The organism is Candidatus Njordibacter sp. Uisw_058 (assembly GCF_047730065.1).
Lineage (GTDB): Bacteria > Pseudomonadota > Gammaproteobacteria > Pseudomonadales > Balneatricaceae > Njordibacter.
In genome coordinates this window covers 2,639,531-2,656,829 of sequence record NZ_CP159829.1, presented here as the reverse complement: position 1 = coordinate 2,656,829, position 17,299 = coordinate 2,639,531, and the positions used below count along the sequence as shown (strand labels likewise).

Sequence of the window (17,299 nt, the reverse complement as noted above, 5' to 3'; positions counted from 1 at the left end):
TATGCCGCCTTTTAGGTAATGAACCTAGACAGAGTAAAGCTGGTTATTTAATGGCTCGCAAGCCTTTGGTGTTTGCAGTCATGCTCATGTTGCCAGTAGCAGCCTCATCTATTCGACTACTCCACCAGTCCATCATTATCCTGCGTCTTGGCAGATACTTGGCGTGGTTGTAGCTTCTGCGAGTTTCGTTAGGTTCTACGTGAGCAAGAGCCATCTCAATAACGTCATAATCAAAGGCTTCTTCATTAAGTGTGGTGCTTGCTATGGCTCGCATGCCGTGAGCAGTGAGCATGTCTTTAAAACCCATACGCTTCAGGGCCACGTTAGGTGACCCTTGGTTGGCATGGCGTAAAGGGTCACGCTGGCTAGTAAAGACATACTCGCTGTGGCCGCTAATGGGCCGCATGACTTCGAGCAGTGCCAGTGCCTGTGGCGACAATGGCACAGTGTGCTCTCGTTTCTTTTTCATGCGCTCTGGTGGAATTGTCCAAGTGCTATTACTAAAGTTGATTTCTTCCCAGCGAGTCCCCGCAGACTCCATAGGCCGCACCATCGTGTGTAGTTGCCACTCAATCATTACGCGGGTTGTTAGGTTAATGCTTGCGTAGTTGAGCTTAGACATCAGCATAGGCAGTTGGTCAGGGTTTAGCGTGGGGTTGTGTTTTTTTATGGGGTTGGCAAAGCTCTCCCTGATGCCTGCTAATGGGTTGTGGTGTATAACGCCAGTATTAACTGCAAAGGTCATTATATCATTAAGTCGCTGGCATAAGCGCTTTACTGTTTCTAAGTTACCTCGGGCTGCTAGAGGATTAATTACATCAATAACCATGGGTGCGTCGATTTGGCCTATGGGGTAACTGCCCAATTTTGGGAATATGTGTGAATCAAGTGAGCGCCAAACATCTTTTGCAAAGTTTTCTGTAATCTTAGTCTTTTTTACATTAAACCATTTGGCTGCAGTCAATTTTAGTGTATTGGCCTTGCTGGCCTGTTTTTCTCGGTCTTTTGCTTTGCGGGCATCTAAAGGGTCAATATTATTTGCCAGTAAGTTAAGACAGTTTGTACGATCGACTTGAGCATTGATAATCGTAAGGTTAGGATAATTGCCGAGTTTAATAGCGGTGCGTACCCCGGTGAAAGGGCGGTTGTACCTTAAAACCCATTCTTTTGTACCATTAGTGCGCACTCGCAATGACAAACCTTGGCCATGGGATAACGAATATTCTTTATCCTTGGGTTTGGCGTGCCTGATTTGGTTGTCTGTTAATGTAGTCGCTAACTTGGGCATAAGTACACCTTTTTTGGTACACGCATTTTAAGTACGTGGTGAGCGTGTACCTTAGAGTGTACCTATAGATGTAAGCTTCAACAACCACGGATGGGCGTCTGTAAGAATGTTACAGGCATAAAAAAGCCCCGAAACCCTTATTAAATAGGGTAACGAGGCTAATTTTTAGTCTCAAGAGTTCTTATTGAAACTCGTATGTGGTGGAGATGGGGGGAGTCGAACCCCCGTCCGCCAGTCCTCTGCCATTGGCTCTACATGTTTAGATCACTTTATTGTTTTAACCTGCCGCGGCCCAAGTGTCAGGGCGCATAAGGCGATCTCGATTGGTTTTAGGGTTTTCTCCACGAGCGAGGAGTCCACACGATCCTGTTCTGCGAGCCACTTCACAACCGTTTACAGGCATCCGGTGATCAGTGTAAGCGGGATTTAGGCCGCTAGTGCGTAGTTTTCGTCGTTTGCGACTATAACTTTTGCAAGGTGGGATTTACGAGAAACCTTACATTCTCGACATGCACCGCAGGGTTTGTAACCAACGTCGAATCCAGTCATCCCCTTAGTAGGTAATGATTATAGCAGCATTGGAGAAATAAGGGTGTTATTTGAGTGGCTTACAAGGGGGAAAAGTCATTCAGGGCTGAAAAGTCTATGACCTTAAGGCGCTCGGACGGCTGGGCGGTTATTCGACCCCAGCCTGTGATTGCCTATAAAGCTATGTTTAAGCTTTCATTAAGATGCGGTGCTTTTGTTTGCTCCAATCGCGTTCTTTTTCTGTAGCGCGTTTGTCGTGAAGCTGCTTGCCTTTGGCGAGGGCAATTTCACATTTAACCCGATGGCCTTTCCAATACAAGGCGGTGGCCACAATGGTGTGACCAGTTTGTGATGACGACGCAAATAAACGGGCAATTTCTTTTTTATTTAACAATAGTTTACGTTCGCGTCTGGGTTCTGCAACCACGTGCGTACAGGCTGTCATTAGTGGTGAAATGTGTGCCCCCACCAAAAAGGCTTCGCCGGCCTTCATCACAACATATGAGTCGATTAAATTTGCACGCCCATCACGGATACTTTTGATTTCCCAACCAGTTAATACCAAGCCTGCTTCGATACGCTGGTCTAAATGGTATTCGAACTTGGCCCGCTTGTTGAGCGCAATAGTGCCAGTGGAGGATTTTTGAGTTTTTGATTTCTTAGCCATGGGCGTATTCTACCTCAAGCCAGAATCGGCTGCAGTGTCATTTGTGTAATAATTGATGATATTGCTTTATCGGGTGTTGTTTTAACTTTAATATAGGCGTTTTACCAAGAGTAAAGACTGTGACTTCGATAAATCGTTCTGCTTTGGTCACGCATTCTGCTGCGCGCATGTATGCATTGGTGAATGACGTGAAGCGCTACCCTGAATTTCTAGACGGCTGTGCCAAGGTCGATGTAATAGAGTCTTCTCTTACGGCGATGACGGCGCGCTTATATTTGAGTAAAGCCGGTCTAAGTTATCAGTTTGTAACACGCAACACCTTGTTAGCGGATGAGAAAATTTCCTTGGAGTTAGAAGATGGTCCGTTTGATTATCTCCGGGGTAGTTGGGTATTTACGCCGCTGAGCGAAAATGCCTGCAAAGTAGAAATGGTCTTAGAGTTTGGCGTGACCGGCCTTAAGGGTAAGGCTTTAAGTGGGTTGTTTAGCCCTATTGCCGCTAATATGGTGGACGCCTTTTGTAAACGAGCGGATAACGTATTCCAGTGAGAACAACGTGACAGAATCAACAGACATGATACATGTGGAGGTAGCATTCGCACTCCCAGATGAACAAAAAATTATCGACCTACAAGTGCCCCAAGGCACTACCGTATATGATGCCGCTGTGCTTTCAGGCATTACTGACCACTTTGAGGGTCTTGAGCTTACGGGAACCCCAATGGGCATTTTTGGTAAAGCCGTTAAAAAGCCCCAAGAAGAAAAAATGGTGCAGGGTCAGCGGGTAGAGATATACCGCCCGCTGACTATTGATCCTAAAGTGGCTAGAGCTAACCGAGCGGCCAAAGCATCAGGCAAAGCCAAACAGGCTAAGCAAGCAGATTAAGGAAGTTGTTTATTTCTCAAGCTATTGATCAATAGTGACGACACGGCCTTGATCAAAAATGACCCTTAGTTTCCGTTCTTCAATGGTGCCATCACCAAAACGATATTGGTAAACGTAATCCCAGTGATTGGGGTTAAAGGTATCTACTACTAGTGGGGTGCCCATGACATACTGCACCTGTTTCTTGGTTAACCTAGGCCGCAGTAATTCTACCATCTCATCGGTGATGAGATTACCCTGCTGAACATCAATTTTATGAACACTGGGAAACGTTAGACTTTCCATAGTGGAGCAACCACTAGTAAGCGCGATAAAAAGAGACGTGATAAGATAGCGTTTCATTAGCCAGTTCTGTGTGTATAGACGTTAGCTCAGAATCATACCTGAATCCCACAATAGTCTAAAGAGTGTAACCATTACTATGGCGACAGAAAGTCAAGAATTACGCAAAGCAGGGCTAAAAGTGACCCTGCCCCGTGTCAAAATCTACCATATGTTGGAACAAGCAACAGAAGGTGACCACTGGAGTGCTGAAGATATATACAAACTGCTCATGGAGCAAGGTGAAGACGTTGGTTTAGCCACAGTTTATCGTGTGTTAACCCAGTTTGAAGCGGCGGGTTTGGTGGTGCGTCATCATTTTGAAGGGGGTAACTCGGTATTTGAGTTGGCTACTGAAAGTAGCCATGACCATATTGTGTGCATTAAATCGGGGCGCATTAAGGAATTTAATGATCCCGTGCTTAATAAGCGTCTAGAAGAAATTGCAACAGAATTAGGTTACGAACTCACTAGCCGTACCGTATATTTGTATGGCGTTAGTGAAGACTAAATCTATCTAATAATATTGATGGCCAAGGCTTAGCCAAGCCTTGGCCATCAATATTAGCTCAATCTATTACAGTCGAACCCCAGTCTAATCCTAATTCAGAGTGGGGGTTTGGAGTTAGTGTAGCAATGCGCCCGTACCCAACATTTCTTTGGCGTGAGCTAGAGTTTGTTGGGTCAGCTTAACCCCACCTAGCATGCGTGCAATTTCTTGTATTCTTTGATCTTCATCTAAAGCCGATACTTGGGTTTGTGTGGCTTCACCATTGTTAGACTTACTTACCTGCAAATGGTGCTGGGCTTGACTGGCGACTTGAGGTAGGTGGGTGATGCATAGCAATTGGCAGTGTTGGCCTAGCTGAGATAATAGTCGGCCCACAATTTCTGCGGTCGCACCACCAATACCCACATCCACCTCATCAAAGATGAGACTGGGGGTGATACTAGTCGTTGCGATGACCACCTGTATGGCTAAACTGATGCGAGATAACTCACCTCCAGACGCGATCTTGGCCAAGGGTTTGGCACTTTGGCCCGGGTTGGTGCTGATAAGGATTTCTATGTCATCCCGCCCCTGTGGTTGCAAGCGAGAGTCTGACTTGGTTTGTAGACTTAGCTCTAATCGGCAGTTGGGCATACCTAACAAAGTCAGTTGCTCACCAACCGCTTTTTCGAGCTGTTTGGCTGCTGCTTGTCTTACTTTAGTAAGGCTGGTGGCTGCAGCATCGTATGCTTCTGTAAGGGCAGTTTGCTGCTCATGAATGGCTTCTAGCTGACCCTCTTGATCTTGATTCTGTTGCAGTTGCTGTTGTAATAGCCCCAAATGCTCTGGTAGATCTGCCGCTTGAATTTTGTGTTTTCTTGCCATGCTATAAATCTGATCTAAACGGTGCTCTAGTGTTTGCAGTCGAGCGGGGTCTTCATCGAACCCCTGCAGAAAATTTTGTAATTCAATCTGACTCTCTTCTATTTGTATGGAGGCACTAGCAAGCATGTCCACTGCTGATTGCAGGTGAGGGCTATGCTGGCTAAAGTTTTGCAGTTGCTGTTGCCAGCGTTGCAAACAAGCCGCAGGGTCGTCTCCCAGTGGGTTATCAGGCAGAGTACTACGCACGGCTTGAAGCAGTTGGTCTGCATTGGCACGTTGCTTGTGTTCTTGCTCTAAAGCTAATAGCTCATTATCTAACAGGTTCAACTGTTCAAGCTCATCCACTTGATACTGCAAAAGTTGTTGTTCGGCTTCAGACAGCTGTTGGCCACCGGTGAGGGCTTTGATCTGACGGTCGAACTCAAGCCATTCATGGCTAATTGCGGCCACGGCCTCTTGTTTTTTTGGGTAATTTCCAAAGGCGTCTAATAAAGTTTGGTGACTATCTCTGCCCAGCAGGTGCTGGTGCTCATGCTGACCATGTATGTTGATCAGTTGTTTACCAAGTTCCTTGAGCGCAGCGATATTGACTGGGTTGCCATTAATATAGCCCCTAGAGCGACCGTCCTGATTCACAATGCGGCGCAGTATGCAGGTATCTGGATCTTCAGCTGCCGCCAGATGTTTGGCTGATAAATAATCTTTTACCTGTGGCAGTTGGCTTAGGTCAAAAACCGCGTGTATGTCAGCTTTTTCAGCGCCTTGGCGTACACAACCTGATTCAGCTCTATCGCCTAAGGTTAAACCAAGTGCGCCTAGTAGTATGGATTTTCCAGCACCTGTTTCACCGCTAATGGCGGTCATTTTATGGCTAAAATCCAAGTGTAAGAAATCGACTAGAGTGTAGTGATGAACAATTAGCTGTTGCAACATGGGGGCTGCTCCGGTGAATTATTGTACTGGCAGTATAACCAGTACTGTTGTTATGTCCAGTATATTTGGAGTGGCTTTGTTATTTTTTTTTAAAAGCCTATAAAAGGGCGTCGAAATTGCTTGAATCACGCGTTGGTGTCCCCATATACATTGGCAGTCAAGTGGCCTTAAGGTAAAGGTTGCGAAAGTTATTACAAGGGAGACACGAATGAACGAGCAAGACCAGCCATCTGAAACTGAAGTTGAAATAGAAATCAATGGGGCTGAAGAAAGTGTTGAAACGCCTGTTGAAGAAGTTTTACAAGAGCTTACTGTTGAGTCAGTCCAGGCCGAGCTAGAACTTGCCTTGGCTAGAGTAGATGAGCAACAGGCAGACGTGTTGCGAGCGCAAGCCGATGTGCAGAATATTCGCCGTCGTAGTGAGCAAGATGTGGCTAAGGCGCATAAATTTGGCCAAGAAAAACTCATGACTGAAGTGGTTTCTTTATTGGATAACCTAGGCCGTGCAATTGACGCTGCTGGCGTTGAGGGCGCAAGCCTAGAAGTGTTACTTGAAGGTGTCGAAATGAGCCAAAAGATGCTCTTAAGTGGCCTTAAGAAATTCAATGTAGACCAGTTAGATCCCCATGGTGAGCCCTTTGATCCAGAACTACATGAGGCCATGACAGCGGTGCCTAATCTAGATTTAGAGCCCAACACAGTGATGGAGGTTTTTCAAAAAGGCTACACCCTAAATGGACGCCTTGTGCGCCCAGCCATGGTTGTGGTTTCTAAATAGAAAAATTACGGCTTTTTAACTTGTAATCGAAGCAAAAGGCCATACATAAGAGCACAAGCAAATAACGCTAAGCCCAAGGTTAAACCTAACCTAACCCTGCTAGCGTGGCTGAGCAGAATTGAATCAAAACCCTTAACAGGGTGAATTAAGAATTGGAGTTTTTGATGGGAAAGATCATTGGTATCGACTTAGGCACAACCAACTCATGTGTGTCTGTTTTAGATGGTGGTAGCGCCAAAGTAATTGAAAATGCTGAGGGCGACCGCACCACCCCGTCCATTATTGCATTTGCAGCAGATGGTGAAATCTTGGTAGGGCAGTCTGCCAAGCGCCAGGCCGTGACTAACCCGGTAAATACCTTATTTGCAATCAAACGTTTGATCGGTCGAAAATTTAAAGACGAAGTCGTGCAAAAAGACATTAAAATGGTGCCTTACAAAATCGAGGCGGCTGATAATGGTGATGCGTGGGTTAACGTCAATGGCGAGAGCAAAGCCCCACCGCAGGTGTCTGCTGAAATTTTGAAGAAGATGAAAAAAACAGCTGAAGATTATTTAGGCGAAGCCGTGACTGAAGCCGTAATTACCGTGCCTGCTTACTTTAACGATTCTCAGCGTCAGGCCACTAAAGATGCTGGCCGTATTGCTGGCCTTGAAGTAAAGCGCATTATTAACGAGCCAACTGCGGCTGCACTGGCTTACGGACTTGATAAGAGCCGTGGCGATTCTACCATTGCTGTGTACGACCTAGGTGGTGGTACTTTTGATATTTCAATTATTGAAATTGCCGACGTCGATGGCGAAACTCAGTTTGAAGTATTAGCAACCAACGGCGACACATTTTTGGGTGGTGAAGATTTCGACCTGCGCTTAATTGAGTTCTTAGCCTCTGAATTTAAGAAAGAGTCTGGCATTGACCTGCATAATGATCCGTTGGCCTTGCAGCGTCTTAAAGAAGCAGCAGAAAAAGCCAAGGTTGAATTGTCTAGCTCAAATCAGACTGATGTTAACCTGCCTTACATTACCGCAGATGCGTCTGGCCCTAAGCATTTAAACGTTAAAATTTCTCGGGCTAAATTAGAGTCTTTGGTTGAAGATTTGGTTTCTGGTACGTTAAAGCCCTGTGCCCAAGCTCTTAAAGATGCTGGCTTAGACGCGAGTGAAATTAATGAAGTTATTATGGTGGGTGGCCAGAGCCGCATGCCTTTAGTGCAAACTGAAGTCACCAGCTTCTTTGGTAAAGAGCCACGTAAAGACGTGAACCCTGACGAAGCGGTAGCCATGGGTGCAGCCATCCAAGGGGGCGTATTGGCAGGCGACGTGACCGATGTGTTGTTACTAGACGTGACGCCTTTGACTTTAGGCATTGAAACCATGGGTGGCGTCATGACTTCGGTCATCGACAGGAACACCACTATCCCAACCAAAAAATCGCAGGTATTCTCTACGGCAGACGATAATCAGGCAGCGGTTACTATTCACGTGTGCCAAGGCGAGCGTAAGCAAGCCACGCAGAATAAGTCTTTAGGGCGTTTTGATCTGAGCGATATTCCTCCAGCGCCGCGTGGCATGCCACAAATTGAAGTGAGCTTCGACATTGACGCTAACGGAATCTTGAATGTGTCTGCTAAAGATAAAGGCACCGGTAAAGAGCAGTCCATCATCATTAAAGCGTCCTCTGGCTTGAGCGATGAAGAAATCGAACAAATGGTACAAGATGCTGAGGCGAATGCTGCAGAAGACCAAAAGTTTGAAGAAATGGTGCAGGCTCGCAATACAGCTGATGGTATGGTTCACTCGTCAAAGAAGATGATTGAAGAAGCGGGTGACAAAGCCACAGACGAAGAAAAGGCGGCTATGCAAACAGCCATTGATGCGCTCGAAGAAGCCTTAAAAGGTGAAGACAAAGAAGCTATCGAAACTGCAACGGCTGCTTTAACGGAAGCCTCAGCTGCTATTGCTCAAAAAATGTATGCTGAAGATGCTGCAGCTCAAGGTGATGCCGAAGCTTCAGGAGACGCGGGTGCAGATGATGCAGTTGATGCAGAGTTTGAGGAAGTGAAAGACGAAGCCAAAGATGAAGACAAAAAGTAAGCGTATACGCCTGCTAGTGCCTCTTGGTTAAGGCGCAATTTTATAACGCGGGGCTTATGCCCTGCGTTCTTGTATCTGCTTCTAGTGGTAAAAATACATCAGAAGCTCAGTGGAATAACTATGTCTAAACGCGATTTTTACGAAGTTCTTGGCGTGGCCAAAGGCACCGATAAAAAAGAAATTAAAAAAGCTTTTCGCCGCATGGCGATGAAGTATCACCCTGATCGTAATCCTGGCGATAAGGCTGCAGAAGCTAGTTTTAAAGAAGTGAACGAAGCTTACGAGATCCTTTCAGACGACCAAAAGAAAGGCGCCTATGATCAATATGGTCATGCGGGTGTTGATCCTAATGCACGGGGTGGAGCTGGCGCAGGTTTTGGTGATGTATTTGGTGATATGTTTGGCGACATTTTTGGTGGCGCTGGAGGTGGTGGCCGATCCAGTGTGCAGCGTGGTTCTGACTTGCGTTACACCATGGATTTGAACCTTGAGCAGGCCGTGCGTGGCACCACAGAAGAAATTCGTATACCGACCCAAGTTGAGTGTAAACCCTGTGATGGTTCTGGCGCTAAACCTGGTACCAGCAGCAAGACCTGTAGCACCTGTAATGGCCAAGGCCAAGTGCGCATGCAGCAAGGCTTTTTCTCGGTGCAGCAAGCCTGCCCAACTTGTCATGGTAACGGTAAGGTGATTAGTAGCCCCTGTGGTTCTTGTCATGGTGAAGGCCGAGTGCAAGAATATAAAACCCTGTCAGTTAAAATTCCACCCGGTGTGGATACAGGTGATCGTATTCGTTTAACAGGCGAAGGTGAAGCCGGCGTTAATGGGGGCCCAAGTGGCGACTTATATGTGCAGGTGTCTGTGCGAGAGCATAAGATATTCACCCGCGATGGCAAAAATTTATACTGTGAAGTCCCTATTAGTTTTACTGATGCGGCTTTGGGTGGCGAAATTGAAGTGCCAACATTAGATGGCCGTGTTAAGTTAAAAATCCCTGAAGGTGCTCAAAGCGGTAAAATGTTCCGCCTGCGTGGTAAGGGCGTAACTCAAGTGCGGGGGGGCGGTCAAGGCGACCTTATGTGCCGCGTGGCTGTTGAAACGCCGGTGCATCTAAACAAAGAACAAAAAGACTTATTGCGCAAATTCCATGACTTAATGGAAGCGACTAAAGGTAAACATTCACCCAAAAAATCGTCTTGGTTTGAAGGTGTGAAAAATTTCTTTGAAGATGGCTAGTGGCGCAAAGGCCTTGTAATATCGTTGACATGAGTCTGACATGTGTCATGTTCAATATTGTCTAGTAAGGCACAGGGGTAAAATATGACACGCATTGCAGTAATGGGCGCCGCTGGGCGCATGGGTAAGGTGCTAATTGAAGCTGTGCATCAGGCTCCTGACGTGAGCCTAGGTGCTGCCATTGTGTCTTCTAATAGCAGTTTGTTGGGCGTCGATGCGGGTGAGTTGGTAGGCGTGGGTAAGTTAGGTGTAAGGCTTAAAAATTCCATAGCTGCTGCTGCTGATGATTTTGATGTGCTCATCGACTTTACTAACCCAGACCTAACCTTAGCCAATCTTGCTGAATGTGTGCGCCTTAAAAAAGCCTTGGTCATTGGTACTACCGGCTTAAGTAGTGAGCAAAGACAAATCCTATCTGATCAAGCGCACCATACCCCAGTGGTGTTTGCGCCCAATATGAGCGTGGGCATTAACTTGCTGCTTGATATTCTGCATCGTGCAGCCAGTGTGCTGCAAGAAGGCTACGACGTGGAAATTATTGAAACTCACCATCGCCATAAAGTCGACGCCCCATCGGGTACGGCGTTACGTTTAGGAGAGGTAGTTGCCGATGCCATGGGCCGTAACCTAGAAGAATGTGCGGTTTATGGACGTCAAGGTATGACTGGGCCCCGTAAGGCCAATGAAATTGGCTTTGAAACCATTCGTGCCGGCGACGTAGTGGGCGATCACACGGTGCTGTTCGCCAGTGAAGGTGAGCGCATTGAAATTACCCACAAAGCCAGTAGTCGCATGACCTTTGCTAAAGGCGCTGTGCGCGCCTGTGCGTGGCTGCATAACCAGCCACAAGGCCTATATGACATGCAAGATGTGTTGGCTTTGAAAGACTAGCTGATACTCTTAGACAAGGGATTTTGCTAGACAAAAGGTTGTATTGTTCTGTATAATCCTGACCGTCAACAGGCGCGATAAATGAGTGGCCGGTAATACTTTATAAAAAGCGGGGCGTGTCTAACACACCTCGCTTTTTTGCGACTATAGCCCGCACTTTTTAGTACCTGTAAAAGAGATTTGTACCCAATTCGCACCACGCCTAAGGAGGCCCCATTGACTACTCCCGCCATTCTGGCTTTAGAAGACGGCAGCATATTTAAAGGGCTTGCGATTGGCGCCACTGGCCAAAGCATTGGCGAAGTGGTGTTTAATACGTCTATGACAGGCTACCAAGAAATCCTCACAGACCCCTCTTACGCGCATCAAATTTTGACCCTCACCTACCCTCACATCGGCAATACGGGCACTAATTCTGAAGATGAAGAATCTGCATTCGTCTGGGCTGCGGGTTTAGTGATTAGGGACTTGCCTTTAGTGGCAAGTAACTGGCGTAATACTCAGCCCCTTGATGAGTATCTAATCGCTAACAATGTGGTGGCCATTGCTGATATTGACACGCGGCGTTTGACCCGCATTTTGCGTGAAAAAGGTTCCCTTAGTGGCTGTATTATGGCAGGCGATGACATTGACGAGGCTTTAGCCTTGGCAGCAGCGCAGGGCTTTGAGGGCCTCAAAGGGATGGACCTTGCCAAAGAAGTTACCGTAAAAGAAGCGTATGACTGGACGGGCTCGACTTGGGATTTGGAGACTGGCCAAAGTGAAAAAGTAGATGGCCAATTTAAGGTCGTGGCCTACGATTATGGTGTTAAACGTAATATTTTGCGTATGTTGGTAGAGCGTGGCTGCAACCTAACCGTGGTGCCAGCGCAAACGCCGGCCAAAGACGTTTTGGCGATGAACCCAGATGGTGTATTTTTATCTAATGGTCCAGGTGACCCAGAACCTTGCGATTATGCCATTGCTGCCATTAAGGAAATTCTAACCACAGACACCCCAGTATTTGGCATTTGCCTAGGGCATCAATTGATGGCCTTGGCTTCTGGTGCGACCACAGAAAAAATGAAGTTCGGTCATCATGGGGCCAATCACCCAGTGCAAGACCTTGCATCTAAAGTGGTGATGATCACTAGCCAAAACCATGGGTTTGCGGTTTCAGAAAAGGCCTTACCTAGCAACTTGAGGGCGACCCACAAGTCCTTGTTTGATGGTTCTTTGCAAGGTATTGAGCGCACTGATAAGCAAGCCTTTAGTTTTCAAGGTCACCCAGAAGCTAGCCCAGGCCCGCATGATGTAGCCCCTTTGTTCGATCGCTTTATCGACATCATGCAAGCTCGCAAAGCTAAATGACCCAGCCACAGATTATTGGATAACTGACATGCCTAAACGTTCTGACCTCGAAAGTATTTTAATCCTTGGTGCTGGCCCGATCATTATTGGACAAGCCTGTGAATTTGATTATTCTGGCGCACAGGCTTGTAAAGCCCTTCGCGAAGAAGGCTACCGGGTTATTTTAGTGAACTCTAACCCAGCCACTATCATGACTGATCCAGCGATGGCCCATGCCACTTACATTGAACCCATTCGTTGGCAGACGGTAGAGAAAATCATAGAAAAAGAGCGGCCTAGTGCAATTTTACCCACTATGGGCGGGCAAACTGCCCTTAACTGCGCCTTGGATCTTAACCGCATGGGCGTCCTTAAAAAGTACAATGTTGAAATGATTGGTGCTGATGCAGACACCATCGATAAAGCAGAAGATCGTAATCGCTTTGATAAGGCCATGAAGAACATTGGGCTAGAGTGCCCGCGTGCTGAAATTGCTCACACCCTAGAGCAAGCCTTTGATGTGCAAACGCGCATCGGTTTTCCAGCCATTATTAGACCCTCCTTCACCATGGGCGGGTCAGGTGGCGGCATTGCCTACAACCGTGAAGAATTTGAAGAAATCTGTATTCGTGGATTAGATCTTTCACCCACTAGTGAGTTGCTCATTGATGAGTCTTTGATTGGTTGGAAAGAGTATGAAATGGAAGTGGTGCGAGATACTAATGATAATTGTATTATTATTTGTGCCATTGAAAATTTTGATGCCATGGGTGTGCACACGGGTGATTCCATCACTGTTGCTCCTGCTCAAACCCTGACTGACAAAGAATACCAAATTATGCGTAATGCCTCATTGGCGGTGTTGCGCGAAATTGGAGTAGAAACAGGCGGTTCTAACGTTCAGTTTGGCGTTAACCCAGAAGATGGGCGCATGGTCGTGATCGAAATGAACCCAAGGGTGTCACGCTCATCAGCGCTCGCTTCTAAAGCCACAGGTTTTCCCATTGCGCGGGTCGCGGCTAAGTTAGCCGTGGGCTACACTTTAGACGAACTACAAAACGAGATTACAGGCGGCGCCACACCGGCATCGTTTGAGCCAGCCATTGATTATGTGGTTACCAAAATTCCTCGTTTTACGTTTGAGAAGTTCCCGCAAGCTGACGATCGCCTAACCACACAAATGAAATCTGTGGGTGAGGTGATGGCGATTGGCCGTACCTTTCAAGAGTCCTTACAAAAGGCCTTGCGCGGGCTAGAAACAGGCATTCATGGTCTAGACCCTATCTTAGACATCACCCAAGAAGACGCTCGCAGTCGCATTATTGCAGAGCTCAAAACCCCACGCGCTGACCGGATTCAATTTGTTGGTGATGCTTTGCGAATAGGCATGGATGTGCAAGAAATTTATCAATACTCGGGTATTGACCCTTGGTTTTTAGTGCAGTTGCAGGATTTAATTCAAGAAGAAGCCAAGTTGGCTAAGCTTGGCCTTGCTGATCTAAACTATGATCGGGTTTATCGTCTTAAACGCAAGGGTTTCTCTGATATTCGCTTGGCTACCTTGTTAGGTCTTACTGAAAAGGGCTTCCGTCAGCATCGCCAAAAACTGGGCGTGCGCCCTGTTTATAAGCGCGTCGATACCTGTGCAGCCGAATTTTCCACTGACACGGCATATATGTACTCAACCTATGAACAAGAGTGTGAAGCACGTCCTACCCAGCGTGATAAGATCATGATACTAGGGGGTGGCCCCAACCGCATTGGCCAGGGTATTGAATTTGACTACTGTTGTGTGCATGCGGCTCTAACCATGCGCAAGCAGGGTTATGAAACCATTATGGTGAACTGTAACCCAGAGACTGTTTCTACCGATTACGACACCTCAGACCGTCTTTACTTTGAGTCTGTTACCTTAGAAGACGTGTTAGAAATTGTTGAAATTGAGCAGCCTAAAGGAGTCATTGTGCAATACGGTGGCCAAACCCCACTTAAGCTTGCGGTTGATTTAGAAAATGCGGGTGTGCCCATACTTGGAACTAGCCCAGAAGCTATTGATCGAGCGGAAGATCGTGAGCGTTTTCAACAAATGATTCAGCGCTTAGGCCTACTGCAGCCTGATAATGCGACCGTGCGCAGTCAAGAAGAGGCGGTGCGTGCAGCAGAAAAAATTGGTTATCCTTTAGTGGTTCGTCCATCTTACGTTTTGGGCGGGCGGGCGATGGAAATTGTGCACCAAGAAACAGAGTTAAAACGTTATATGAACGAAGCGGTGCAGGTGTCTAATGACTCGCCTGTGTTGCTAGATCGTTTTTTGAGTAATGCTGTTGAAGTGGATATTGATGCTGTGTGTGACGGCGAGCAAGTGGTCATTGGTGCCATTATGCAACACATTGAGCAAGCGGGTATTCACTCAGGTGATTCGGCGTGCGCATTGCCGCCCTATGACTTGCCCCAAGAAGTGCAAAACGCCATGCGTGACCAAGTGAAGCGTATGGCTTTAGAGCTTGGAGTCATTGGGTTAATGAATACCCAGTTGGCGTGGCAAGATGGCGAAATCTACGTCATTGAAGTGAACCCTCGAGCTTCTCGAACCGTGCCTTTTGTGTCTAAGTGCATTGGTGTTTCTTTGGCAGACATTGGTGCTCAGGTGATGGCGGGTAAAAGTTTGGCAGAGATTGGCTTTACTAAGGAGATTATCCCAAGCTACTTTAGCGTTAAAGAAGCCGTGTTCCCGTTTAACAAGTTTCCTAGTGTTGACCCTATACTCAGTCCTGAAATGAAGTCGACGGGCGAAGTCATGGGCATTGGCAATAGCTTCGCCGAAGCATTTTCTAAGGCCCACATTGGCACTGGCCAAGCCATGCCTTTAGCAGGTAAAGCCTTTGTGTCTGTGCGTGAGGTCGATAAGCCTGCTTGTGTTAAATTAGCGTCAGGCTTAATAGAACTTGGATTTACCTTGGTGGCTACCAGTGGAACTCAAAAAACCCTTACTGAAGCAGGTTTCGAGTGCGAGTTGGTGAATAAGGTGATGGAAGGCCGGCCTAATATTGTGGATAAGATCAAGAATGATGAAATCACCTTCGTTGTGAACACCACAGAAGGGCGTCAGGCGATTAATGATTCATCATTGATTCGTCGCTCAGCTTTGCAACATAAGGTTGCCTATGCCACAACCCTTACGGGAGGTCTTGCGGTGATGGAAGGTCTGGCGTTTGGGGAAGAGCAAGAAGTGCGTCGCTTGCAAGACATGCATGCGACCTTGATAGCGTAAGGAAATATTAATTATGGCAATTACTAAAGTCCCTATGACCGTGCGTGGAGAGCAACTTTTGCGTGCCGAGTTAACAGAATTAAAAAGTGTCACTAGACCGCGCATTATTCAAGCCATTGCCACGGCTCGTGAGCACGGTGATCTCAAAGAGAATGCTGAATATCATGCGGCCCGAGAGCAGCAAAGTTTCTGTGAAGGCCGAATTCAAGAGGTTGAAGCTAAACTTTCCTTGGTGCAAGTAATAGACGTCAGCCAAATTCCTCATACGGGTAAGGTTATTTTTGGCGCCACAGTCACTATTATGAATTTGGATACTGACGAAGAGCAAACTTATTGCATTGTGGGTCAAGACGAAGCTAATATTAAAGCGGGTAAGATTTCTGTGGGTTCACCCATTGCACGGGCTTTAATCGCCAAAAGTGAGGGTGATGAAGTGCGCGTGACGACACCAGGTGGCGTGGTGGATTACGAAATTATTAGCGTCGAGCATATTGTATAAAAAGCAGCGGCGCCGATAGGCCGACATGCTTCCCGCTGTTAATGCTGGAAGCATGGGTCTAGGCTTGAGGGTTAGCTTTCTACGTTAGACTTTTTGGGGTCTGCGTCAGGGTTGCTTAGGTACACCAGCGCAACGTTGCCAATAGACTGAACTAGAGCTGCTCCAGTTTGCTTGCACATGTCTGCAATGAGTGTGTTTTTTACCTCACGATCACCGACAGAAAACTTCACCTTGATCAATTCGTGATCAAAAAGTGCACGCTTGATTTCTGTCATTACGTTCTCGGAAAGTCCTTTGCTGGCTACGGTCACCAGTGGATGCAAGGAATGACCAATAGAGCGAAGTTGTTTTTTCTGTGATTGAGCTAAATTCATGGATGTCCAAAGGTAAATTGTTGGGCGCAATAGGCCCTATGGCTGTGTTAAACTATCCATTATTATACCGCATGTCTGGCAATTGCGCTTGTTAGCCGCTAGATTAACCCACTTACTTTTCGAACTATCAATAGAGAGTCCCTTGGCTAGATCAAAAACCAGCAGCAACTGGCTAAAAGAGCACTTTGACGACCCGTATGTTAAACAGGCACAAAAAGATGGCTATCGCTCTAGGGCTAGTTATAAATTGCTTGAAATAAGTAAGAAAGATCGCTTATTACGCCTGGGTATGACCGTGGTCGATTTAGGTGCAGCCCCGGGTGGGTGGACTCAAGTGGCTATGCAGTTAGTCGGTGAAGAAGGTACAGTAGTGGCTTCAGATATTCTGGCTATGGACTCCATTGCTGATGTGACCTTTGTGCAAGGTGACTTTACTGAGCAAGCTGTTTATGACCAGATCGTAGCGGCATTAGGTGGTGAAAAAGCAGACCTTGTAATTTCTGATATGGCCCCCAATATGAGTGGTAACCCTGCTATTGATCAACCAAAATCTATGTATCTGGTTGAGCTGGCCCTGGATATGGCCCGCAGTGTTTTGAAGCCTGGAGGCTCCTTTGTAGCTAAGGTGTTTCATGGTGAAGGTTTTGATGATTTATTAAAAGACACCCGCACTAGTTTTACTGCCGTGCGGTCACGTAAACCCGATGCTTCTCGTGGACGTTCGCGAGAAGTTTATCAATTGGCAACCGGTTTTAAGGGACAGTAAACCTCGTTTGCATTCCTGCATACCCAAGTCACCCTCGAACAGAGGATTAGGAGTCTAGCACTTGA

At 46.8% G+C, this 17,299-nt stretch carries 16 protein-coding genes and 1 other RNA gene; 11 read left to right on the top strand and 6 right to left on the bottom strand.

Features of this window, described 5'->3' with window-relative positions; genetic code table 11:
* Positions 1-43: 43 nt before the first annotated feature.
* From ABXT59_RS12500 to smpB, 3 genes are all read right to left on the bottom strand, one after another.
* Positions 44-1,288: an integrase domain-containing protein gene (locus ABXT59_RS12500; protein WP_443636470.1), complete on the bottom strand. Its 1,245-nt coding sequence runs from the start codon at positions 1,286-1,288 to the stop codon at positions 44-46.
* A 198-nt stretch (positions 1,289-1,486) separates the two neighbouring features.
* Positions 1,487-1,841: a transfer-messenger RNA gene (gene ssrA / locus ABXT59_RS12495) on the bottom strand.
* Between the two features lie 162 nt (positions 1,842-2,003).
* Complete coding sequence (gene smpB, locus ABXT59_RS12490; RefSeq protein ID WP_443636469.1) at positions 2,004-2,483, bottom strand: SsrA-binding protein SmpB; 480 nt, start codon at positions 2,481-2,483, stop codon at positions 2,004-2,006.
* Between the two features lie 119 nt (positions 2,484-2,602).
* Here smpB and ABXT59_RS12485 point away from each other — a divergent pair, with 119 nt between their 5' ends.
* Together ABXT59_RS12485 and ABXT59_RS12480 are read left to right on the top strand one after the other, a co-directional pair.
* Entirely contained in the window at positions 2,603-3,031 is a 429-nt protein-coding gene (locus tag ABXT59_RS12485) for a type II toxin-antitoxin system RatA family toxin (protein ID WP_443636467.1), read from the top strand.
* A 7-nt stretch (positions 3,032-3,038) separates the two neighbouring features.
* Positions 3,039-3,368 (top strand): RnfH family protein, encoded by a 330-nt coding sequence (locus ABXT59_RS12480; protein WP_443636465.1) that lies wholly within the window; start codon positions 3,039-3,041, stop codon positions 3,366-3,368.
* Positions 3,369-3,389: 21 nt separating this feature from the next.
* On the opposite strand, the gene ABXT59_RS12475 is transcribed toward ABXT59_RS12480, so the two are convergent.
* Positions 3,390-3,653 carry an outer membrane protein assembly factor BamE gene (locus tag ABXT59_RS12475; RefSeq protein ID WP_443636463.1) on the bottom strand — a complete coding sequence of 88 codons (264 nt, stop codon included), beginning with the start codon at positions 3,651-3,653 and terminating at the stop codon, positions 3,390-3,392.
* 136 nt (positions 3,654-3,789) lie between these two features.
* Between ABXT59_RS12475 and fur the strand changes: the two genes are divergently transcribed.
* Positions 3,790-4,200, top strand: coding sequence for a ferric iron uptake transcriptional regulator (fur, locus tag ABXT59_RS12470; protein ID WP_443636462.1), 411 nt, complete (start codon positions 3,790-3,792; stop codon positions 4,198-4,200).
* A 114-nt stretch (positions 4,201-4,314) separates the two neighbouring features.
* Here the strand turns inward: fur and recN are convergent, their stop codons facing one another.
* Entirely contained in the window at positions 4,315-5,997 is a 1,683-nt protein-coding gene (gene recN, locus ABXT59_RS12465) for a DNA repair protein RecN (protein WP_443636461.1), read from the bottom strand.
* A 208-nt stretch (positions 5,998-6,205) separates the two neighbouring features.
* Between recN and grpE the strand changes: the two genes are divergently transcribed.
* The 7 genes from grpE to greA all read left to right on the top strand — a co-directional run bounded on the left by grpE (position 6,206) and on the right by greA (position 16,094).
* Entirely contained in the window at positions 6,206-6,775 is a 570-nt protein-coding gene (grpE, locus tag ABXT59_RS12460) for a nucleotide exchange factor GrpE (RefSeq protein WP_443636460.1), read from the top strand.
* 164 nt (positions 6,776-6,939) lie between these two features.
* Positions 6,940-8,868, top strand: a complete 1,929-nt coding sequence (dnaK, locus tag ABXT59_RS12455) for a molecular chaperone DnaK (protein ID WP_443636459.1) — start codon at positions 6,940-6,942, stop codon at positions 8,866-8,868.
* A 120-nt stretch (positions 8,869-8,988) separates the two neighbouring features.
* On the top strand, positions 8,989-10,104 hold the full coding sequence (dnaJ, locus tag ABXT59_RS12450) for a molecular chaperone DnaJ (RefSeq protein WP_443636458.1): 1,116 nt from the start codon (positions 8,989-8,991) through the stop codon (positions 10,102-10,104).
* 84 nt (positions 10,105-10,188) lie between these two features.
* Positions 10,189-10,995, top strand: coding sequence for a 4-hydroxy-tetrahydrodipicolinate reductase (dapB, locus tag ABXT59_RS12445; RefSeq protein WP_443636457.1), 807 nt, complete (start codon positions 10,189-10,191; stop codon positions 10,993-10,995).
* A 216-nt stretch (positions 10,996-11,211) separates the two neighbouring features.
* Positions 11,212-12,345, top strand: coding sequence for a glutamine-hydrolyzing carbamoyl-phosphate synthase small subunit (carA, locus tag ABXT59_RS12440; RefSeq protein ID WP_443636455.1), 1,134 nt, complete (start codon positions 11,212-11,214; stop codon positions 12,343-12,345).
* Between the two features lie 28 nt (positions 12,346-12,373).
* The gene (gene carB / locus ABXT59_RS12435) at positions 12,374-15,595 is read left to right on the top strand and encodes a carbamoyl-phosphate synthase large subunit (RefSeq protein ID WP_443636453.1); all 3,222 of its coding nucleotides are present in this window, start codon (positions 12,374-12,376) and stop codon (positions 15,593-15,595) included.
* A 19-nt stretch (positions 15,596-15,614) separates the two neighbouring features.
* Positions 15,615-16,094: a transcription elongation factor GreA gene (greA, locus tag ABXT59_RS12430; protein ID WP_443638627.1), complete on the top strand. Its 480-nt coding sequence runs from the start codon at positions 15,615-15,617 to the stop codon at positions 16,092-16,094.
* A gap of 71 nt (positions 16,095-16,165) precedes the next feature.
* Here greA and ABXT59_RS12425 read toward each other — a convergent pair whose 3' ends face one another.
* On the bottom strand, positions 16,166-16,468 hold the full coding sequence (locus tag ABXT59_RS12425; RefSeq protein ID WP_443636452.1) for a YhbY family RNA-binding protein: 303 nt from the start codon (positions 16,466-16,468) through the stop codon (positions 16,166-16,168).
* A 142-nt stretch (positions 16,469-16,610) separates the two neighbouring features.
* Here ABXT59_RS12425 and rlmE point away from each other — a divergent pair, with 142 nt between their 5' ends.
* Complete coding sequence (rlmE, locus tag ABXT59_RS12420) at positions 16,611-17,234, top strand: 23S rRNA (uridine(2552)-2'-O)-methyltransferase RlmE (protein ID WP_443636451.1); 624 nt, start codon at positions 16,611-16,613, stop codon at positions 17,232-17,234.
* Positions 17,235-17,299 lie beyond the last annotated feature (65 nt).